Raw genomic sequence first — 21,666 nt, forward strand, 5'->3', positions numbered from 1 at the left:
CCGGGCACAACCCGGAGTTTTTTTTGATTAATTGGATTTCTCTTTGGCCTTTTCGGCCTTTTTTTGGGCCTTTTCCTGCTTTTTGAAATATTTTCTGAACAGAAAATTGGACCGCATCGCCTCCATATTGGTATTGAAGCTCTCCGTACTCTGCTCCAGATTGATCATGGTCTGAATCAAAGTTTCCCGAAATAGAGAATCCTTCATCAACATTCCGACCGTCCCCTGCCCCTCTTGCACATCTTTGAGCAGAAGCCTGACTTGCTGAAGTGCCTGATTGGCTTCTTGGGTGGTAGATTCCATTTGCGTGATTGTACGTTCGACACTTTCAGTCAGTAAGGAATCTGAAATCAATGCAGAGGTCAATCCATCTCCACTTTCAATCTCCTGCAATAGTTCTTTTCCTGCCTTTGCCATTTCAGCGGCATTGCTTCCGGCCTGAGTAAATGAACGAACGGCATTCTTCACCTCGGAAATTAAGAGTGAATCAGAAATGAATTTCCAAAGCACCTCATTCTCATTGAGTTTGTCAGTAATTTCAGATAGGTTCATCAAGGTTCTTTCCAGATAATCACCCGAATCATTGAGCTTTTTGAGCATATCTTCTGTGCCCACCTGATCCAAAGGATAGAGGACTACCCCTTCCTCGATTGGATTTCCGTGACCTTCCTGAGGATGGATATGAATGATTTTGTTTCCCATCAGTCCATCCGTGTTGATCGTCGTTCGGGAATTGTCCATAATATAGGGAGCCATGGTTTTCTTGATCAACAGCCGAACTCGAATCAGCTCGGGATCCTGCATTTCGATATCCGCCACGGTACCTACATTCATTCCTTTGTAGCGGACATTATTGCCCGGTAAGAGGCCATTTACATCTTTTAGCTCCACGTAGACATTCATGGATGCGCCGAGAATATTCTGATTTCTTCCGATCATGTAGAGGGAAAAAACCAAAAACAACAGCCCGGCAATGACGATTATTCCCAATTTGGTATTGTCTATTTTTTTATCGCTTTTCATAGTCCTTCAAAGAAATCCCTGACTTTGGGATCGGTGTGTTTCAATAGATTTTCAAATTGATCTTCCGCATAATTTTTCCCATCAATCAGCATGATGATCCGGTTTCCTGTCATTTTGATACAATTCATATCATGGGATATGATAATGGCCGCCGTATTGTACTTGGCCTGTATACTGTTCATCAACTCGCTGATTTCTCTGGCCGTAATGGGATCAAGGCCGGTAGTAGGCTCATCGTAGAGAATGATTTTAGGCTTGAGAATCAGCGTCCTAGCTAGGGCAATTCGCTTTCTCATCCCTCCGGAAAGCTCCGCAGGCATCATATCGATCGTATGGGCTAGTCCCACATCCTCCAAAGCTTCTTTTACAGCAGTTTCTGCATTAGCTGCCCGTTCTTCTTTAGACCAGTGTCTTCTGAGAGGAAACATCAGATTTTGCCTGACTGTCATCGAATCATAGAGCGCATTGCTTTGGAAGAGAAAACCCACGTCCGCTCGGAGTCTATCCATCTCATCCTGATCCAATTCGCTGATATCCTGATCCAAAACGATTATCCCTCCAGAGTCCGGTTCAATAAGCCGGATAATGCATTTGATCAATACTGATTTTCCGGAACCGGATTTTCCAAGAATCACTAAATTTTCCCCTTTAAAAAGAGAAAGAGAAAAGTCCCGGAGAACATGATTTTCCCCAAAGGATTTATTGAGATCTTTTACTTCAATTATAGCTTTTTCCTTCTCCATAGGACTCATGTCAATCCCAATACATCAGCAATCTGCACCGCAATCAAATCCAGAATAAATACCATCAAAGAAGCTACGATCACGGCAGTGGTAGCTGATCTTCCTACTCCTTCGGTACCCTTCTGGGAAGTATATCCCTTATAGCAACCCACAATACCTATGGCAAATCCAAAGAAGATCGTCTTGACTATGGCCGGGATAAAATCCCCATAAATGAGCACCTTATACGCCTGATACCAAAACAAAGACCAAGAAACGTCCCCTTTCAGATTGGCTCCCAAATACCCACCATAGAGGGAAATCGCTATAGCTAAGCTAGACAGAATGGGGACCATCACCGTGGAAGCTAAAACCCGGGTCACCACGAGATACTTGAATGGATTGGTACCGGAGACTTCCATGGCATCTATCTGCTCAGTCACCCGCATGGATCCCAACTCCGCCCCGATTCCTGAACCGATTTTGCCCGCACAGATCAAAGCTGTAATGACAGGAGCAATCTCCCTGACCAAGGAAACAGAAACCATCGAGGGCAAGAGGGATTCTGCTCCAAACTCCACCAAAGTAGGTCTTGACTGAATCGTCAATACCAAACCCATGATAAATGCGGTGATCCCAACCAGCGTAAAGGTTTTGTAACCAATCCAGTAGCATTGGTTAATCAATTCCTCCCATTCCTGCTTGGGCTTGGAGACTTCCTTGAAGAATCGGGCTGTAAATCGCGCGATTTCTCCTACCTCTTTGAAAAAAGCATTTTCCTTGTTTGCCACGCCAATTCGCTTTTTAGATCTAAGACAAGTTGGCTAGATTGCCGGAGAATAATCCCAAAGAAGATCACCCAATTCCCTGATATAAATCAGTAAATCATGAGCTCAATTCTAAATTTTCTCAGTGGCCTACTAATACTATTGGCACTGGAATTTCAATGGCTACGGATAAATTCTGACCCGATCAAAGTGGAAATGAAGACCAATTACGGCACTATGGTCCTACTCCTTTACGACGAGACTCCCATTCATCGGGACAACTTTATCAAACTGGTCAATGAAGGAATTTATGACAGCTTGCTCTTTCATCGGGTTATCGAAGGATTTATGATCCAGACAGGTGATACCCAAAGTAAAAGTGCGAATTCTACAGCCCGATTGGGCAGTTCGGACCTACCCTACACGCTCCCGGCGGAAATCAGACCGGAGTATTTTCACAAGAAAGGAGCGATCGGAGCTGCACGTACCAATAATCCGCAAAGAGTCTCCAGCAGTACTCAGTTTTACATTGTCCAGGGAAAAATCCAAAATGACAGTCTTCTTCGGCATAATCAGGGAAGAATCAATCAGTTTTTGTCCAGGCACTATGCAGTCAATGATCCGAAAAACAAACCGCTCTTGGATTCTCTAGAGCAGGCAAGAGCTCAGCGTGATTCGCTCCTTGCGGTTCAGTTACAGGCAAAATGGAATCAAATCGCAGAGAATTACCAAGAATTTGAAGCCTATCAAATCCCTGACCCGCACCAAGAAATCTATCGCAAACTGGGGGGAAGCCCACATTTGGATCAAAGCTATACGGTATTTGGGGAGGTCATTTCGGGAATGGAAGTAATCGACTCCATCGCATCCGTTCCGACCAATCGGCAGGATCGGCCCCTTTCCGAGGTAAGGATCCTTCAGATGAAAATCTTGGATTGATTTCCACACTTTTTTCTGAATTCAAGTCCAGATTAGAGAAGAAATCTTAATTAACCGAATTTCTTACAAAACAGAATTTTAATCTTTATTCAAGAAAATTATCTTCATTTGATTATATAATTTATCTAAAAAATTGAAAGTAAACAGAATTTTATTTTAAAAATAAGTAAAATTAATTAACCCGGAAGTTCTCTTTTCGTTAAGGTAGTTAGTATTACTAACCAACTATTTCAAACAGAATTAAACCATGAAAATCATCCGAAACGAAATGCTGAAAAAAATAGGGTTTGCGCTATTGGTTTTGGGAATGAGCTTAGGAACTAGCCAGAATACCTTTGCCAATCAACCCAACAACCAACCCGAATCAGTAGAAATCAAGCTGGAAATTGAGGGATTGGATAAGAAATTCCCCACCATAATCCTGGTTGATAAAGAGCTGAAAGTAAAAGCCGAATTCTATGGAGAAAGAGAAGAGATCCAAAAGGAATTTGGAGTCCTACTGGAGAAAACAGAGCTTCTGCTTGAACACAACAATCACAAGATATACCTGATTACCAGATAACAAAAAGCCTTCCTGAGATGCAGGAAGGCTTTTTTTCATACCTCCATTTTCTTCCATTTTCCCTGACGGAAAAAGTAATAAGAAACCAAAGCATGGAAAGAATGACAAAATGCGATAGCTATGAATATTCCCAGATATTTCATTCCCATAGGAAAAGCCAGAAAATAAGCCAAAGGCACTTCCATCCCCAAAAGTACCCCCGTATTGATCCAAGCGGGGGTTTTGGTATCTCCAGCTCCGTTAAATGCCTGAGTGAGTACCATCCCAACCGCAAAGAAAATGTAACCCAATGCGATGACCCAAAGCCCTTGGGCTGCAACATCTCTTACCTCAGGAATATCTGTGAAAATCTCCGCCAACTGCTTGCTGAAGAGGAGGTATATCCCCGTGACAGAGGCCATGAAGATGACATTGTACCTTGTGGTCAACCAAACGGCCTGCTCGGCCCGCAGCATCTTTTTGGCACCCAAATTTTGCCCGACTAACGTAGCTGCTGCTCCGGAAAGTCCCCAGGCCGGCAAAATGGTAAAAATCAACACCCGAAAGGCAATGGTATACCCCGCCAAAGCTGCCGAACCAAATTCTGCGTTCATCCGGGTTAAAGCTACCCAGGAAAGAGAATCAATGAGAAATTGCCCCATCCCGCCCAAGGACAGATCGATGATCTTACGGATGGTCTCCCACTTCACTCTCAGGTTTTCCCGGACGATTTTGAGTCGATGCTTTCCATTGAAAAGGTGATATAATTGATAGACCACCCCTACACTTCGCCCCAAGGTAGTGGCAATCGCTGCTCCATCCAGTCCAAATCCATCCCAACTACCCAGACCAAAAATAAAAAGGGGGTCCAACACGATATTCAGCCCATTGGCGATCCAAAGCGAGCGCATCGCATGATGCGCCTGACCTGCTCCCCTGAAGGCTCCGTTGATCAAGAAAAGCAACATGATGGCTGTATTCCCTGCGAAAACAATCCTCGCGTAGTTGGTTCCGGATTTTACTACGGCTTCCTCCGCTCCCATCAGGGTCAATAAATCAGACGCAAAGATCCAGCCTCCTATTCCCAAAAAGACGGAAATCACACCTCCGACAATCAAAAGCTGAAAAGTGGCAGAGCCCGCCTCATGATACTCTTTTTCCCCAAATCGTCTGGATACCAAGGCAGTACCTGCCATACTGATTCCAAATCCAATAGCATAGGTCAATACGATCACAGATTCGGTCAGCCCGACCGTAGCAATGGCAAACTCTCCCAGTTTGGCTACAAAGAAAATATCCACCACTGCAAAGGCCGACTCCATCATCATCTCCAAAATCATGGGTATGGCAAGTATGAAAATTGCTGTGCGAAGGGAAAGACGGGTAAAATCCTGCTCCTTGCCCAAAATCGCGTCTTTAAAAAGCTGCCAGTTCATTCAGTCAAAAATTAAAATAGGATTTAGAGATTTTGTATGATTTGATTTAGAGTGACTTGCTTTTGATCAAAGAGCACAAAGGAAACAAAAAAACCGCGAAAACGCGGTTTTATGAGTTTAGGATTAGGTTAGTTTTTCAGTTTATCCATTTTCACCCACTTTTTCGATGTGGGCTTCTTTGATTTTCCTGCGGAGGATTTTCCCTACGTTGGACTTAGGCAGCTCATCCGTAAAGTAAACCTCCTTAGGAACTTTGTAATTGGTTAGCGAACCTTTGCAATGAGCAATCACCTTCTCTGCAGTTAAGGAACCGTCTTTTTGAACCACATAGGCCACGACCTTCTCTGTTGACTTAGGGTCAGGCATTCCAATTACCCCTACTTCTAATACTCCAGGACAAGAGGCTACGGCATCTTCCACTTCATTGGGATATACATTGAAACCTGACACAAGGATCATCTCTTTCTTACGGTCCACGATTTTGACAAAGCCATCCTCATCCATCACCCCGATGTCTCCGGATTTGAACCACTCTCCGTGCATAACATTGGCGGTTTCCTCAGGACGATTCCAATAACCTTTCATGACCTGAGGTCCTTTGATGAGGATCTCTCCACGCTCTCCGATTGACAAAGGATTGCCCTGATCATCGGCGATCATCACTTCTGTATTGGGAAGTGGTACTCCGATGGTTCCGATTCGCTCGGTACCGTCGATGGGATTACAGGTCGCTACGGGAGAAGTTTCTGTCAAACCGTAGCCCTCAGCCAGAGGAACTCCGGTGATGCTTTTCCACTTCTCAGCAGTAGCCCGCTGTACTGCCATTCCTCCCCCTACTGCAATTTTCAATCCGGAGAAGTCCAAACCTTTGAAAGACTCCTGATTGAGAAGTCCATTGAATAAGGTATTGACTCCGGTGATGACAGTAAATCGTTTTTTAGCTAAATCACCGATAAAGGCCTTCATATCTCTTGGATTGGTAATCAGCACATTATGCGCTCCAATTTTCAGCATGGCCAAGCAATTCACAGTCAAAGCAAAGATGTGATACAAAGGCAAAGCCGTAATCACGATTTCTTCTCTTTCTTTGAGTTGAGGTTTCATCCAGGCGGAAATCTGCTGCATATTGGCGACGATATTTCCATGGGTTAATTCCGCTCCTTTGGAGACTCCTGTTGTACCTCCGGTATATTGCAAAAAGGCAGGTTGTGCCAAGGTACAGGTAGCCGGTTTGAAAGTAAATCCGGAACCTTTGGATATAGCCTGCTTGAAGGTGACTGAGTTTTTGAGGGAAAATGGAGGCACCATTTTTTTCACATATTTCACTACCAGATTGACGATAGTCCCTTTCAGTCCTCCCAATAGATCTCCCAATTCGGTGACGATTATATGTTTGGCAGAGATTTCATTTTGGATTTTCTCCAGGTTGGCTGCAAAATTGGCCACTATCACGATCACATCAGCTCCTGAGTCGTTAAACTGATGCTTCATCTCAGAAGGAGTGTAAAGCGGATTGGTATTCACTACCACCATTCCTGCTCTCAATACACCAAACATGACTACTGGATATTGCAGGATATTGGGCATTTGAATCGCCACTCGGGAGCCTTTATCCAGCTTCAGTACCTGAGTCAGGTAATTGGCAAATTGGGCGCTCAATTGGTCGAGTTGATCAAATGTCATGGTTTTGCCCATGCATTCATAGGCAATAGCTGAACCATATTTCTTTACACTTTCTTCAAACAGCTCCGTGACACTGGAATAGGCCTGATAATTGACTTCCTTATCCACGGCGGCGGGGTATTGCTTTAGCCAAGGGTAATCGCTCATTGGTTTGGGTGGGTTTTGGGTTTTTTCGAGGATCAATTACTTAAAAATCCACTGTATCGCCAAGTGTTTGAATTTTACTTGAGGATTTTTCTTGCAATGAGTTCTTTCATGATTTCATTGGTCCCTGCATAAATTCTTTGGACCCGAGCATCTGCCCATCCTCTGGCCACAGGATATTCCCACATGTAGCCATAACCTCCATGAAGCTGCACACATTCATCGGCCACCTTGCATTGTAGCTCGGTCATATTGTATTTGGCCGCTGAGGCCATGGCAGAATCCAGCTTGCCTTCATTGTGCAGCTGAACCAAATAATCGCAATAGATTCTGCCCTGCTCTAGGGCTGCTGTCATCTCAGCCAGTTTAAATCGGGTATTTTGGAAGTCAGAAATACTTTTACCAAAGGCTTTTCTCTGCTTCACATAGTCCAAAGTGGAAAGAAGCATAAATTCTCCCAATGCCACTGCAGACAAAGCCACGACCAGCCGCTCTTGTGCAAGCTCGGTCATGAGGTACTTAAAGCCGTCACCTACTTTCCCAAGGAGATTCTCTTTGGGGACTACTACATCTTCAAAAAACAACTCGCAGGTATCCTGAGCATGAAGTCCCACTTTTTCGAAAGGAACTCCCTTGGAAAATCCCTTCATATTCCGGTCTACCAAAAACAAGCTGATGCCTTTAGCTCCTTTGGAAGGGTCAGTTTTGGCTGCAACGACCACGACGTCAGAAAGATATCCATTGGTGATAAAGGTCTTGGAGCCATTGATCAGGTAATGATCTCCCCTATCCTCAGCTGTAGACCGCATGCCCTGAAGATCGGAACCAGCCCCGGGTTCGGTCATGGCCACAGCACCGATGTATTCCCCGGTAATCATTTTGGGTATGTACTTCTTCTTGGCTTCCTCAGTCGCATAGTGAAGAATGTAAGGCATCACGATATCACTGTGCAAAGGATAGCCAATCGCCGGGCCGGAGCAACCGCTCAACCCGATTTCTTCAATCAAAATGGCATGGTAACGGAAATCCTGAATATTCATTCCGCCCAGTTCTTCTGGGGCCTGCATGCCCAAAAAGCCATTCTCACCAAATTTCAACCAGGATTCCCGGCTCACCATTTTGTCTTTTTCCCACTGGGCATTGTTGGGGACAATTTCTCTGGCGATAAAATCTCTGACACTTTGCCTGAACAGGTCGTGCTCTTCTGTAAAAAGGGATCTGTGTAGTCCGAACATATTTGGGTTTAGTTTTTCTGTTTTCAAAAATAAGGTTTTTGTAAAAGGACATACTTGCCGTTCCTCAGACAATTGCCAAGAAATTGAAGAATTTGCCTCGAAATGAAGCCAAAGCATTTACTTTTGAAGGCTTTCTGTAAAACTATGCTAGAATTATCCGAAAAAAGCTCTCTGGAAGAAATCCAAAAGCTCAGCTTCTGGAAGCAAGGAGAAAAGGTAGCCCAAATCAGTATCGCCGGCCCTGGAAACATGAATTTGGTGCTCCGTGTAAAAACAGATCAACGATCTGTGATCCTCAAGCAGTCCAAACCTTTCGTCAAGAAATTTCCTCAAATCCCTGCACCGATTGATCGAATCCAAGTTGAGTATCAATTCTATCAAATCCTCAATCAATCGCAGACCATGCGGGAATTTGTCCCTCTAATTTTAGGCTTTGATCCGGAAAATCATCTGCTTCTCACCGAAGATTTGGGTGTAGGCAAGGATTTTACAGAGATCTATTCAGGAAAGAAAAAGCTCCGGCTGGAGGAAGTGGGCCAGCTTGTCCGATTTCTGAATACCCTCCATGAGCTTTCGGTAACAGACTTTCCGGACAATCTCCCCATGAGAAGACTGAATCATGAGCACATTTTCAATTTTCCCTTTCGGGAGGAAAACGGCTTCGATCTAGATACCATTCAGCCCGGACTTCAGGCCTTAAGCATGAAAATAAAACAGGATGAAGTATTAAAAGAGAAAGTAGCCGAGCTGGGTGAAAGGTATCTATCCTCTGGTAAAACACTGCTTCACGGCGACTTCTATCCCGGAAGCTGGCTTCAGGTCGACTCAGCAATCAAGATTATTGATCCGGAATTTGGCTTTTTGGGAGATCGGGAATTTGATCTCGGGGTCTTTTTGGCACATATGGATTTGGGATTGCAGGGTGAGGAGATTCTTAGTCGGATTGTGGATCAATACGCTCATCCCCTGGATCATCACTTGCTGAATCAATGCCGGGGTGTAGAAATCCTCCGTCGCCTGATTGGCATTGCTCAGCTTCCGCTTCAGTTGAATCTGGAACAAAAAGAAGAGCTTCTCAAATTTGCTAAACACTTGATATTGAATTGATATGAGGCATTTTCACTTACTTTTTTTCGGATTATTATTTCTCCTCTTTTCCTGTACCAATCAGGATGTGGTAAAGGAAATACCTGCTTTTTCCTCCGAAATTCAAACTGAATCAGGCCTTACCGAAGCAGAACTCTACGATAAAATACTGGGTATGCTGGTAGGTTCGGCCATTGGGGATGCGATGGGTGCACCTACCGAAATGTGGAGCAGGGAGAGCATTAATCTGGAATACGGCTACGTGGAAAGTCTCGACTCCATGATTCGGGAAGTATCTCCCGAGGGAACATGGATAGCAAATCTGCCCGCAGGCGGAACCACAGACGATACCCGATGGAAAATATTAACTACAGAATATTTGCTCACTCAAAAACCGGGAGAATTGGAAGCCAAAGAGTTTGCAGGGCATATTCTGAAAACCTATGAGCAAAGCCTGAAGAAATTCCAGAAACTCGAGACTTCCGACCCGGAACCTTACGAACAGGTCATGTTGGAGGTCAATTGGCTTTCGGAGTGGGCAAAAGTGAGTCGACCCTATCTAGATGATAACCTGACTGGCTATGCGGATTCCCTTTCCAAATTTTACGGAGGAGAAATGGTCTGTGCGGGATTATTGTACGCCCCGGCCTTAGGTGTGTTTTTCCCGGGAAATCCGGAAAAAGCCTATCAGGAGGGATTTCAGCTTACATTTTTTGATTTGGGCTATGCAAGAGATATTTCTGCCTTGGCCATGGCCATGACCTCGGCAGGAATGAAGCCCAAAGCAACCAAGCAGGATTTGCTGGCTTCCCTACGCTTGGATCCTGAGGGTTATTTTCAGAGCAGGTTGGTGGGAAGGACATCGTACCGGATTCTCAGAGATGCACTTTTCATCAATCAGGAAGCCAAAAAACTGGACAGCCTACCCAGCGCTATGAAATCGGGCAGTCCGGCACTTGAATTTGCTTTTTCCCAACTCGATCAAAAGCAGCAAGACATGCCTTTTCATGCCGGGGAAATCTACCTTCAATCCCTCACTGCAATGATTTATGCAGATTTTGATTTCAAAAACTCTCTGATTTTCCTGACCAATTATGGAAGGGATAACGATACCACGGCGGCTTTGGTTGGTGGAATATTGGGTACCTGGTACGGCTTTAAGGCTCTTCCTGAGAAGGAAAAGAATCAGGTTTTGGAAATCAGCAAGAACGAGCTGGGAATTGACTTGGTCGAGTCCGCCCAAAACCTCACGAAACATTTGCTCAAAAAATAACCCCGGCTCTTCAACAAGAACCGGGGTCGCTACAATAGGTGGTTTAGCGATTACTCAAAGTGAAGAGACTTCATCTGTCCCCTGGAATCCATCACCTCAAAATAGACATCCTGAGCTTCCAAACCTTTGAGCGCGTAGTCCTTCTTGAAAGCATCTTTCACTGCCAAGTCTTCTGAATAAATGATTTGATTGGATCCTTTCTCTCGGATTTGAACTTTCACCCCTTCTTCGGTAATTCCGATCACGGTCAAGTTTATGGTGCTTCTGTCAGTGACCTTGCCATAGGCCGTCAATGGGGAAGCTACTGCCTGAAAAGGTCGTTCAAAAGTATTGACCTTGTACTCCACTGCTTCAGAATCGGACTCAATTTTGATGGTAAATTCTCCACAAGGCAACTCAGACAGGTTGTAAGGAATGACCACATCCTGATCTTGTACCTTGACCTTTTTCTGATGAAGCTTTTTGCCGGAATGATCATAAAGGGCAATTTTTGCTTCCCCTACTCCCTCTTTTAGGAGTACGTTTACTTTCTTGAAATTGGCTTTGACATCCGAGTCGGCTTTCAAATCATCGGAGGCAAACGAAGCGAGGCTGCTTAAAGTCAATGTGCCTGCAAGTGCGAATGTGAATAAGGTTTTCATAATGTTTTGTTGGTTTAGAGTTGTTAGCCTTACTGCGAACGGAATACCAAATGCCAACATGCCCCATTTGAACAACCATCTGAAAGCATCGGAATTAAGATTTTTTTAAAAAACCTATTCCATGAGCCGCTAATTCCTTTTTCAAAAATTCATCAAAAAATGATCGTCTTTGGGAAAACCCTCGTTCGACTGTCACATTTCCGTACAATTTTGACCAAAACCAGAGAAAATCCATGTTACATCTTATTGTTCAGGTTAAGAGAAATTAATTTTCAAAAAGTTTATAACCTACTGAAATAAAATGCATTGACACAAAAAAACCTGTACGCATGCGTACAGGTTTTGTCCGAAAGGAATCAAAATCTCCAAGGGAACCTTCTCGTCAAAAGGCATAACCAAATCCGAATCCTGCATAAAGCGGCCAGAAACCATTGTTGTTGAAGATAGGAGTCAATGCGACTCTCCAGGTAAATCCTCCATCTATTGGCACTCTTCGGTAGCCGAAGTTTAGGGTTCCCATGACACTTGGAGAACCATCCACATCCAAAATGTAATTATAGTTGCTGGTCTCCTGCACCGTGCTGGTACAGATGTAGCGTCCATTGGAATCAAAATATCCATTGGAACAATAAGAATAGGTGTATTCATCAAATGCGAAAAAAGTGGCTCCAAAGCCCAATTCAAAATAATGAGGACCTCTGCCGTAAAGTTTGTTTACCATTACTGGCAAAGAGAAGAAAGAATCCCCATCTATGGTATATCCACCAAATCCAACACGCATTCCCCAAGTATCAATTCTGCTTTTGTCAAAGCGAAAATCATAATTGAAGGAGTACGGTAAGCCGGCGCCACCCAGCTCCAAATACATGGATTGGTACGGAACTTTGGTTTCAATGCTGTATAGGTCTTGGGCCTGAGAAATAGTGGTTGAGGCCAAAAAGAAAAATAGAAGTAGTTTTTTCATAATTAATCCTGAGGTTTTGTTTTCGACGTTAAAACTAGGGAATCCGCTACATTTACACGTACAAAGTAGGTGCTGCAAACAATTTTTTTTCAAAAAATCTGATGAATTAATTTCTTAAAAGATCTGAAAAAGAACCTGAAGCTCACTGATCCTCATTCAATTGCTTAATTTTAAGATATGAAAATCAAAAATTGGTCAAGGGTCCTGAATTCAAAAAAGTCAACAGCTACCTGCTGCTTGGGACTCGCCTATTTATTGATCCTGATCACTTCTTCCTGCGTAGATACCCCCGACTTGAATGACCTTTGCCCCAACCCGGTAGAAGCCGACGCGCTAAGTATCAAGGAGGTTTTTTACAGTCCCTACCTCAATCAGCGCTATGCCAGCTCCTCAGACACCGTTTCGATAGAGCAGTTTAGATTTAATTTTGAACTGGAAATTCTGAGAAAAGAAAATCCTTCAGGAGGGAGCTTACCCGGTCAGGCCTATGCCTTGAGCTGTTTAGAAACATTTACCCTTCGCAATATTTCCAACATTTCGGTTGTTTTAACTGCACCTTTTGCTGGACTTCCCATCGGAACGGATATCGGGTATCTTCTGCAAACCCCAGAAGGTAAAAAAATAGCTGACCTGAGAACTTTTGATGGGATTTCCGTTTACTTTGGCAGCAGATTGACTATCACCCCTGAAAACTATTCCCAGTTGAAAACAAGAACCTTTTTGTTTTTGAGAAATGGTGACCGCTCATTCATCGACTCTACTTCTCCCTACTTAAAGATCAATTGACATGCTCAGAAAAATTTTTTTAGGCGTTTTTGCCACTGCTATGGTCCTAGTCATTGTCTATATGCTGGGACCAAAGACCAATAAAGAGGAGCTGATCATCCATTTTCCTGAAGTCCCTACCCGATTGTCAGAATTGGAACAATACCTTCATCATCGAGAGGATACCGTGATTGGATTGAAACAGGGTAATGAAGCTTATATCCAATGGGCAGACAGTCTCAACAAGAGAAAAACTCCCTACGCTATCGTTTACATTCACGGCTTTGGGGCGGGTCCTATGGAAGGAGATCCAGTCCATCGATTTCTTGGGGAGCATTTTGGGGCCAATGTTTTTGTGACCCGTCTTCCCGACCATGGTATTCGCCGGGCCAACGGCATGGAATACGTGACTGCCCAAAAGCTGGCAGATGCCGCCGGAGAGGCCTTTCAAATAGGAAAAAGCTTGGGAGATTCGGTCATTGTAGTGGGAACTTCCATGGGAGGCACCTTAACTTTGCTTTTGGCAAGTCAGCAGCCTGAGCTAGCGGCCGTCGTTCTTTTTTCGCCAGCCATCCGGGACAACGGGGAGCGACTTTCTTATTTATTCAATCCCTGGGCTAAGGTATTTATGAAAAGTGCCATGACTGAGAATGGCGTCGTGGACATGAAGAGAACCGGAGAAAAGGCTCAATTTTGGTCCGAAATCCAACATTTCAATGCTTACGAAAGTTTGGGCGTGCTCATGTACAGTGCGATGAATCCGGAGACTTTTGCCAAAATCAGGCAGCCGCTCTTTCTTGGCTACTATTTCAAAAATGATCAGGAGCAAGATCGGGTCGTCTCTGTACCGAAAATGCTGGAGATGTACGCTCAGGTAGGGACTCCGGAAAACCTTAAACGGGAACAGGCTTTTCCCAAATCTGGGGATCATGTGATCGCGAGTACCATCACCTCCCACGACTGGCAGGGAGTGCTGTTTGCCAGTATAGATTTCTTGGAAAATGTGGTCGGGGTCCAGCCCAACCCCAAGTATCAAGAGCAGGTAGAGGAAATGGCAAGAGCCAAGAATTTGGTAGAGAGTCTTGACCAGTAACAAAAAGAGGCTGTCTCAAATATCGTTTCGTTGTCAGCCTGAGCACTTGAGAGACGGGAGTCTCGAAATCGAAAGCCATTTCCAGATATCTGGAACATATTTCCACTTTGCTCCATGTGACAAACTATACTTTTGAGACAGCCTCATTATTTGTTGGCACTAATGCCTATCAGATAAATCGATTGATGAGATTCTCAAAATACTCCTGCTTACCGGAAATCTGCTTGGGTTCGCCTGTTTCCAAAGCATGGGCACGAAGATCTTCCAGAGTCAGCTGCCCTGCCTCAAAGGATTTCCCTTTGCCGGAATCGAAGCTGGCATATCTGTTTTTTCTCCGCTCGAGGTAATCTGACTTTTCCAGGATTTCGGAGGCGATAATCATTGACCGGGCAAACGCATCCATACTTCCGACATGCGCAAGGAAGAGATCCTCAGGATCCGTGGAGTTGCGTCTCACCTTGGCATCAAAGTTCACTCCTCCGCCCTGCAGACCACCTGCCGCCAAGATCACTAGCATGGATTCGGCTAGTTCTTGAAGGTTGATCGCAAATTGATCCGTATCCCAGCCATTTTGATAATCTCCTCTATTGGCATCGATAGAGCCCAAAAACCCTCCATCCGCTGCGACTTGCAATTCATGCTGGAAGGTATGTCCAGCCAGAGTGGCATGGTTCACTTCGATATTCAATTTGAAATCCTTATCCAATCCATAGTGCCGCAGGAAGCCAATCACCGTCTCAGAGTCATAATCATACTGGTGCTTGGTTGGCTCCATAGGTTTGGGCTCAATAAAGAAGGTACCCTTAAATCCATTTTTTCGGGCATAGTCCTTGGCCATGGTAAGGAAGCGTGCCAGGTGATCTTTCTCCCGCTTCATATCGGTGTTTAAAAGGGACATATAGCCTTCTCTTCCACCCCAGAAGACATAATTTTCACCGCCCAGTTTAATAGTGGCATCCAGTGCATTCTTTACCTGAGTACCGGCAAAAGCCAGCACATCGAAATTAGGATTGGTGGAAGCCCCATTCATGTAGCGGGGATTGCTGAAGACATTGGCCGTACCCCAAAGCAACTTGATCCCGGAGGCTTTCTGATGCTGCAGCGCATAATCGGTAATGATTCCCATTCTTCGCTCATATTCAGTAAGGCTAGGGCCTTCATCGATCAGATCGATATCATGGAAGCAATAGTAATCCACGCCGATTTTGGAAATGAACTCAAATGCAGCATCCATTTTGTCTTTTGCCCGCTGCACCGGATCCGGATCTGCATCCCAAGGATGGACAATCGTGCCTGGTCCGAAAGGATCTCCTCCTGTACCACAGAAGGAATGCCAATAGGCAATGGCAAATTTGAAATGCTCCTTCATGGTTTTTCCGGCTACCACGCGGTTTTCATCATAATAGCGAAATGCCAAAGGATTATCGCTTTCCTTTCCTTCAAATTGGATTTTGCCGATGTTGGGAAAATAAGTTTTAGCCATAAGATTTAGATTATTTTGGTAATAGGTTTATAAATAGGTTGTGTTTGAGTTTTATCGATCAATTTCTGAGGAGTTCATTTAGACGTTTTTCCCATTGCTGATAAGCTTCCTCATAGGGTTCAAAGAAGTTTACGTTAGGCTCCAGGGTCTCCAACAAGCTTAAGCCTTGGAAAGCTTCCGCTTCAGAAGCAAAAATCCCTGCTCCAATCCCTGCCCCTCTTGCTGCCCCCTGTGCTCCATCTGTATCATAAAGCTCAAGAGACACGCGATTCATGTGCACAAAGGTTTTGCGGAACAATGGGCTTAGGAACATATTGGCATGCCCGGCTTTTACCGTCTGAAGATTCATTCCCATATCTTTCATGATTCGGAATCCATAGGTCAAGGCACATACAATCCCTTCTTGGGCTGCTCGTACCACATGGCTTTTATCATGCTTTAGAAGATCAAGCCCAACAAGATGTGCGCCTACGGGACGATTTTGCATGATTCTTTCTACTCCGTTGCCAAAGGGAATAAAGACTAGGCCCTCAGAACCGATCAGGGCACTGCTGCCTATTCGGTTCATTTCATCATAGGTAAGCCTGCTGCCTCCCATGAGCTTTTTCAGCCATGAATTCAGAATTCCAGTACCATTTACACAAAGTAATACCCCATAGGAAGGGTTTTTCTCTGAATGGTTGACATGGACAAAGGTATTTACCCGGGATTTGGGATCATAAAGAGGCTGATCGCAGACTCCATAAACAGTCCCTGAAGTGCCAGCCGTAGTGGCTAATTCTCCGGGTTTGAGTACCTGAAGGGAAAAAGCATTGTTGGGTTGATCCCCTGCCCGATAGGCTATGGGAACCCCTTCATCGAGACCGGTTTCTTTCGCGGCTTTTTTGCTGACTTTTCCTTGAATGGAAAAAGAAGGAACGGCCTTGGGAATCCAATGTTCTGGGATTTCCATTTGCTTGAGCAGCTTTTTACTCAGCCCATTGGATTTGAAATCCCAAAAGATACCTTCGGATAGTCCCGTCTCAGAGGTCAATATCTCTCCGCTCAACTTCATGGCAATGAAATCACCCGGAAGCATGATTTTGTCGATTTGAGCCGCCACCTCAGGCTGATTCTCGATCACCCACCGGAGTTTGGAAGCTGTGAAATTCCCCGGGGAATTTAGCAAGTGAGGTAGACAATAGCCTTCACCCAAAGCCTGGAAAGCTTTTTCCCCTAGGGACACCGCTCGGCTGTCACACCAGATGATTGCTGGCCTGAGGACTTTTTGATCTTTGTCCACACAGACCAAGCCATGCATCTGATAGGCAATCCCTATGCCTTTGAGCTCTCCTTTTTTCACTCCTGCTTTCTTCAGGACAAAGGCCGTCGTTTCTTTGACATAGTTCCACCACATTTCCGGGTCTTGCTCAGCCCAGCCGTTTTCAGGAGACGAAATTGGCATTTCCTCCTCCGGATAAGCTTTGGAAGCAATGGATTTGCCGGAGTCAGCGTCAAGTAAGGAAGCTTTCACCGAACTGCTTCCCAAATCAAGTCCTAACAGTAATTTTCTCATGGCTTACCAAAAAATAGTGTAGAGACCTGCAATAATCCCGGCAATCAATATTGCTCCTATTTTGAATTGGGTACTGGTCCTGAACAAGTCTCTGTTGACCTCTATGCTGTTTGGATGATCTTTTCCTTTCCCTTCAACCAGGGAAATCACCACCATCAAGGTAGACAATATCAGGAATACCACTCCCATCCGATCAAGGAAAGGAAGATTGGGGAAAACTGCTTTTAATACCACTGAAAGCGGGATACTTAAGGAAGCTCCCACAAGGGCGGCATTGGAAGTGGTTTTTTTCCAGAATACACCGAAAAAGAATATCGCAAACACTCCCGGGCTGATGAACCCGGTATATTCCTGAATGAACTGAAATGCCTGGTCCAACTGCCCCAACGCTGGAGCAACGATCGATGCAATGGCAAAAGCAACCAAAGCGGTAATCCTACCTACAGTCACCTGCTTGGTTTCAGAGGCATTTTTCCCAAAGTACTTGGTATAAATGTCCATGGTGAAAATCGTGGAAGTACTATTGGCCATGGAAGCCAAAGAAGAAACAATTGCGGCAGTTAATGCAGCAAAAGCCAAGCCTTTCAAGCCAACAGGAAGCAACTGAAGTAAGGTAGGATAAGCCCGGTCAGATTTTACCAGTCCGGTAGCCGGGTCAGTCATGGATTGGATAAATGTGGTGTCTCCTCCATTTTTCACGATTACCCAAGCGGCAATCCCCGGGATCACCACGATCAAAGGCATCAAAAGCTTCAGAAATCCTGCAAAAATCATCCCCTTTTGGGCTTCATCCAAACTTTTGGCTGCCAAGGCCCTCTGTGTGATGTATTGGTTGAACCCCCAATAGCTGAGGTTGGTAATCCACATTCCTCCGACCAAAACGGAAAGTCCGGGAAGCTCTAGGTAAGCGTCTTTGGTTCCTCCTTTTCCATCGGGAATCATCATTTCACCTTTCGAAAGAATCATGGAAAAGTGACCGGGGACTTCCTTCCTTAATAATCCAAGACCTTCCCATGCGTCCCCATTTCCGACCATACTCAAGGCGATATAAGTCGTAGCTAATCCACCCGCAATAAGGAAAACAACCTGAACCACATCTGTCCAAGCTACAGCCTTCAATCCGCCGTAAATGGAGTACACCATGGCAAAAAGTGCCAATCCCACAATTCCAGTAAATAAAGGCACATCCAAAATGGTGTTGAGGGTCAAGGCCCCGAGATAAAGTACAGAAGTCAAATTGACAAAGACATACAGCAAAAGCCAAAAGACAGCCATTGTGGTCCTCACCCGGGTATCGTACCGATCCAGGAGAAATCCCGGCATCGTATAAATGCCCTTTTTAATATATACGGGAAGAAAAAAGATAGCCACCACCAGAAGAGTCGCAGCCGCCATCCACTCGTAGGTGGATATGGCAAGACCCAGGGCAAAGCCCGAGCCCGACATACCGATAAATTGCTCAGCTGAGATGTTGGAAGCAATCAGAGAGGCACCTACTGCCCACCAAGGAAGGGCTTTGGAGGCTAAAAAATAATCTGAGGAGTTTTTGACATGGCCTTTTTTCTCACGGGAGACAAAAAGGCCCATTCCGATAATCAACAGGCAGTAGCCTACGAATACGGCTAGGTCAATGGGTTCAAGGAGCATAGGATTGGGTTAGGTTGAGAGTTTTGGGTAATGAGAATCAGGATTAGTTCAAATTTTATTTATTAAGGTCGATAAATATAAAAGGTTTGATGCAAACGTCTGCAGAGATTTCTTTGAGTCTCGTTTAATTTTATCGAAAATCTACAGTTCATCCCCTTTTTCTCTCATAAATAGTGGAAAAGTGGCGAAATCCATCAATAATTCCGACCTCCACAGAACAAAATCAGTAAAACGTCAACGTTCCATCCATCTCCCGACTCCGGTCTTAGGTATTTGGTCTTCCTCCTTCCTGATCAAATGAATGTACGGGCTTCGACTTCAAGACTCCCGTCTCTCAGGTGCTCTGCCTGACAGTGATCATCAGTCATCCGACATCGGACTCCTCCTCGTTTTCCATCCCATTCCCCAAAACCTGTTTCATATCCGCTCATCTTTATGTTCATATTCGCACACTTTTCTGATCTGTTCTACCGACCATTGAATAGACTGATTCTAGAAAGCGTGGATTTTTGACTGAATATGCCGTTTAAGGAAATATTTTTTTAATCTTCGGGACGAAATCAGGCTTAGCATTAATATTGACTGAAAAAAGCCCATGGCCAATAAAAGTAGTGTGTTTGATATGATCGGTCCGGTAATGATCGGTCCTTCCTCCTCCCATACAGCCGGAGTAGTACGGATAGCCCGTTCAGCCATACGCATTCTTGGTGGGATTCCAGACGAGGCAGATATCACTTTCTACAATTCCTTTGCACGTACCTATGAGGGGCACGGTAGTGACCGCGCTATTTTGGGAGGCTTGATGGATTTCAAAACCGATGATTCCCAAATCAAAAATGCAATCGAACTGAGCAAAGAAAAAGGCCTCAAATACAAGTTTAAGTCAATCGGCAATTCCTCAGTTCACCATCCGAATACGATCAAGCTCAACCTGAAAAAAGGAGAGAAAATCATAGAGGTGGTAGGTGAAAGTCTGGGCGGCGGAGTCATCAATATTGCCGAAGTGGATGGCTTTGTGGCTAATTTTTCTGCACAATCCCATACCCTTATCATCAAAGCAAAAGATACCGCCGGAGCTATCGCTTTTATTGCCAGTGTGATCGCTCAGGAGGGTTCGAATATCGCCACTATGTCCGTTTCCAGAAAAGGAAAACATGATACCGCCTGCCATGTTATTGAAATGGATTCTGGAATTAGACCGATCACTACCCAATATTTACAGTCTATACCATGGATCAAGGAGTTGATATACATTCCTGATATTGATCTCTAAAACCCATTAAATTCCCAACTTAAACCAACTATCCATCCGAATGAAAAAGTTGTTTCTATTCTTTTATCTATCTCTGGGGACCTTCTTTACAGTATTGGCCCAAGCAGAATTGCCTTCAGGTCCTTATGATCTCCAGACCTGTGTGGACATCGCCTTGGAAAACAACCTAACCTTGCAGCGAACCCGACTTAATCAGGAAATTACAGAAGCTACTTTGCTTCAGAGTCAAGGCCAAAGAATACCCAGCTTTTCCATGGGTGCCAGCTCGGGGTATAGATGGGGTCGTTCTATCAACCCGGTAACCAACCTCTTTGAAAACAACCGAATAGGCAACATCAACCTGTTTGCCAATTCCAATGTGACCGTCTTTGGAGGGATGAGAATCAACAACACCGTAGCACAAGCCCGAAAAGATCTGGAGTCTGGGGAGTTTAATCTTCAGGCGACTACCAATCAGGTGACCTTGGATATCATCAACCAATTTATCAATGTGGTTTTCAACAGGGAACAAGTGAAAATCGCCGAAAACCAGTTGAAATCTACTTCAGAGCAATTGGAAAGAACCACTAAACTGGTCAATGCAGGCTCACTCCCCATCTCCGATCAATTGGATCTTCAGTCTCAAAATGCTACCAATCAGCTGGAGGTAATCAATGCCAAAAACAATTTAAGACAAGCCAAACTTGCGCTTGCACAGGCGATGCAAATTCCTTTCTCAGAAGATTTTGATGTAATCGAGCCGGAGTTTGAAGTGACTTCCTACGATTTGGAAACCAATGACCCTGCTAAAATTTATGAAATCGCAATCAACATCATGCCGGAGATCAAAGCCAGCGAGGCAAGTATCGAAAGTGCAGAATACGGAGTGAAAATTGCCAAAGGGGCGTTTTACCCTACCTTGGGCCTCGGAGCAAACGTATTCTCCAACTACGTGGATCAGCCGGGTTTTGGCCAGACTGAAATTCCCAGCTTTGGCACCCAAGTAGAGCGAAACCTCTCCCAATCAGCCAATTTGCAGTTGAATATCCCTATTTTTACCAACTTCAGTAACCGGGCAGCGGTACAGCGGGCAAGAGCTCAAAAAGCTTTGGCAGAAGTAGACAATCAGCAGGCCAAAAACCAACTCCGTCAGGATATCGAGACGGCTTACAATCAAGCCCTAGCTGCCGAACAATCTTACGAAGCTTCTCTGGTCCGGGTAAAAAGTCTGGAGGAAACCTTCCGGATAGCACAGCAAAGATTTGACTTGGGAGCCATCAACTCGGTTGATTTCCAAGTGGCCCAAAACAACCTCTTCAATGCTCAAGCTGATTTGCTTAATGCCAAATACACCTACATTTTCAGAATAAAAGTACTTGATTTCTATATCGGTAACCCCATTAACTTAAACTAAACC

At 44.7% G+C, this 21,666-nt stretch carries 20 protein-coding genes; 8 read left to right on the forward strand and 12 right to left on the reverse strand.

All coding sequences use genetic code 11. From position 1 onward, the window contains the following. Window positions 1-27: 27 nt before the first annotated feature. From AAA943_RS00835 to AAA943_RS00845, 3 genes are read right to left on the reverse strand one after another with little or no spacing between them, the layout of a single operon-like run. Window positions 28-1,023, reverse strand: coding sequence for an MlaD family protein (locus AAA943_RS00835; RefSeq protein ID WP_338222344.1), 996 nt, complete (start codon window positions 1,021-1,023; stop codon window positions 28-30). Next, a complete protein-coding gene (locus AAA943_RS00840; protein ID WP_338222345.1) occupies window positions 1,020-1,766 on the reverse strand; it encodes an ABC transporter ATP-binding protein in 747 nt (248 codons plus the stop codon). Before AAA943_RS00840 ends, AAA943_RS00835 begins: the two co-directional genes overlap by 4 nt. A gap of 5 nt (window positions 1,767-1,771) precedes the next feature. Continuing rightward, a complete protein-coding gene (locus tag AAA943_RS00845) occupies window positions 1,772-2,536 on the reverse strand; it encodes an MlaE family ABC transporter permease (protein WP_338222346.1) in 765 nt (254 codons plus the stop codon). Between the two features lie 96 nt (window positions 2,537-2,632). Here AAA943_RS00845 and AAA943_RS00850 point away from each other — a divergent pair, with 96 nt between their 5' ends. Both AAA943_RS00850 and AAA943_RS00855 read left to right on the forward strand, forming a co-directional pair. Then, entirely contained in the window at window positions 2,633-3,451 is an 819-nt protein-coding gene (locus AAA943_RS00850; RefSeq protein WP_338222347.1) for a peptidylprolyl isomerase, read from the forward strand. Window positions 3,452-3,698: 247 nt separating this feature from the next. Further along, a complete protein-coding gene (locus tag AAA943_RS00855; RefSeq protein WP_338222348.1) occupies window positions 3,699-4,013 on the forward strand; it encodes a hypothetical protein in 315 nt (104 codons plus the stop codon). 35 nt (window positions 4,014-4,048) lie between these two features. Here AAA943_RS00855 and AAA943_RS00860 read toward each other — a convergent pair whose 3' ends face one another. From AAA943_RS00860 to AAA943_RS00870, 3 genes are all read right to left on the reverse strand, one after another. Further along, entirely contained in the window at window positions 4,049-5,428 is a 1,380-nt protein-coding gene (locus tag AAA943_RS00860; RefSeq protein WP_338222349.1) for an MATE family efflux transporter, read from the reverse strand. A 141-nt stretch (window positions 5,429-5,569) separates the two neighbouring features. Continuing rightward, a complete protein-coding gene (locus tag AAA943_RS00865) occupies window positions 5,570-7,258 on the reverse strand; it encodes an AMP-binding protein (RefSeq protein WP_338222350.1) in 1,689 nt (562 codons plus the stop codon). 74 nt (window positions 7,259-7,332) lie between these two features. After that, window positions 7,333-8,490 (reverse strand): acyl-CoA dehydrogenase family protein, encoded by a 1,158-nt coding sequence (locus AAA943_RS00870; RefSeq protein WP_338222351.1) that lies wholly within the window; start codon window positions 8,488-8,490, stop codon window positions 7,333-7,335. Between the two features lie 144 nt (window positions 8,491-8,634). On the opposite strand from AAA943_RS00870, the gene AAA943_RS00875 reads away from it, so the two are divergent. Then, window positions 8,635-9,597, forward strand: coding sequence for a phosphotransferase (locus AAA943_RS00875; protein ID WP_338222352.1), 963 nt, complete (start codon window positions 8,635-8,637; stop codon window positions 9,595-9,597). Window position 9,598: 1 nt separating this feature from the next. Further along, window positions 9,599-10,849 (forward strand): ADP-ribosylglycohydrolase family protein, encoded by a 1,251-nt coding sequence (locus AAA943_RS00880; RefSeq protein ID WP_338222353.1) that lies wholly within the window; start codon window positions 9,599-9,601, stop codon window positions 10,847-10,849. A gap of 50 nt (window positions 10,850-10,899) precedes the next feature. Here the strand turns inward: AAA943_RS00880 and AAA943_RS00885 are convergent, their stop codons facing one another. Further along, on the reverse strand, window positions 10,900-11,490 hold the full coding sequence (locus AAA943_RS00885; RefSeq protein ID WP_338222354.1) for a hypothetical protein: 591 nt from the start codon (window positions 11,488-11,490) through the stop codon (window positions 10,900-10,902). 382 nt (window positions 11,491-11,872) lie between these two features. Further along, window positions 11,873-12,454 carry a hypothetical protein gene (locus AAA943_RS00890; protein WP_338222355.1) on the reverse strand — a complete coding sequence of 194 codons (582 nt, stop codon included), beginning with the start codon at window positions 12,452-12,454 and terminating at the stop codon, window positions 11,873-11,875. Window positions 12,455-12,631: 177 nt separating this feature from the next. Here AAA943_RS00890 and AAA943_RS00895 point away from each other — a divergent pair, with 177 nt between their 5' ends. Then, entirely contained in the window at window positions 12,632-13,240 is a 609-nt protein-coding gene (locus tag AAA943_RS00895) for a hypothetical protein (protein ID WP_338222356.1), read from the forward strand. A gap of 1 nt (window position 13,241) precedes the next feature. Further along, the gene (locus tag AAA943_RS00900; protein WP_338222357.1) at window positions 13,242-14,312 is read left to right on the forward strand and encodes an alpha/beta hydrolase; all 1,071 of its coding nucleotides are present in this window, start codon (window positions 13,242-13,244) and stop codon (window positions 14,310-14,312) included. A gap of 169 nt (window positions 14,313-14,481) precedes the next feature. On the opposite strand, the gene xylA is transcribed toward AAA943_RS00900, so the two are convergent. The 4 genes from xylA to AAA943_RS00920 form a co-directional block, all read right to left on the reverse strand. Further along, the gene (gene xylA, locus AAA943_RS00905) at window positions 14,482-15,795 is read right to left on the reverse strand and encodes a xylose isomerase (RefSeq protein WP_338222358.1); all 1,314 of its coding nucleotides are present in this window, start codon (window positions 15,793-15,795) and stop codon (window positions 14,482-14,484) included. A 58-nt stretch (window positions 15,796-15,853) separates the two neighbouring features. Beyond that, window positions 15,854-17,350: a xylulokinase gene (locus tag AAA943_RS00910; protein ID WP_338222359.1), complete on the reverse strand. Its 1,497-nt coding sequence runs from the start codon at window positions 17,348-17,350 to the stop codon at window positions 15,854-15,856. A gap of 3 nt (window positions 17,351-17,353) precedes the next feature. Continuing rightward, the gene (locus AAA943_RS00915) at window positions 17,354-18,997 is read right to left on the reverse strand and encodes a sodium/sugar symporter (RefSeq protein ID WP_338222360.1); all 1,644 of its coding nucleotides are present in this window, start codon (window positions 18,995-18,997) and stop codon (window positions 17,354-17,356) included. 293 nt (window positions 18,998-19,290) lie between these two features. After that, window positions 19,291-19,440 carry a hypothetical protein gene (locus AAA943_RS00920; protein WP_338222361.1) on the reverse strand — a complete coding sequence of 50 codons (150 nt, stop codon included), beginning with the start codon at window positions 19,438-19,440 and terminating at the stop codon, window positions 19,291-19,293. 152 nt (window positions 19,441-19,592) lie between these two features. Here AAA943_RS00920 and sdaAB point away from each other — a divergent pair, with 152 nt between their 5' ends. Both sdaAB and AAA943_RS00930 read left to right on the forward strand, forming a co-directional pair. After that, window positions 19,593-20,270, forward strand: coding sequence for an L-serine ammonia-lyase, iron-sulfur-dependent subunit beta (sdaAB, locus tag AAA943_RS00925; RefSeq protein ID WP_338222362.1), 678 nt, complete (start codon window positions 19,593-19,595; stop codon window positions 20,268-20,270). Window positions 20,271-20,310: 40 nt separating this feature from the next. Next, window positions 20,311-21,663 carry a TolC family protein gene (locus AAA943_RS00930; RefSeq protein WP_338222363.1) on the forward strand — a complete coding sequence of 451 codons (1,353 nt, stop codon included), beginning with the start codon at window positions 20,311-20,313 and terminating at the stop codon, window positions 21,661-21,663. The last annotated feature ends 3 nt before the right edge of the window (window positions 21,664-21,666 follow it).

Origin of the sequence: Algoriphagus confluentis, from assembly GCF_036245625.1 — a bacterium.
GTDB lineage: Bacteria > Bacteroidota > Bacteroidia > Cytophagales > Cyclobacteriaceae > Algoriphagus > Algoriphagus confluentis.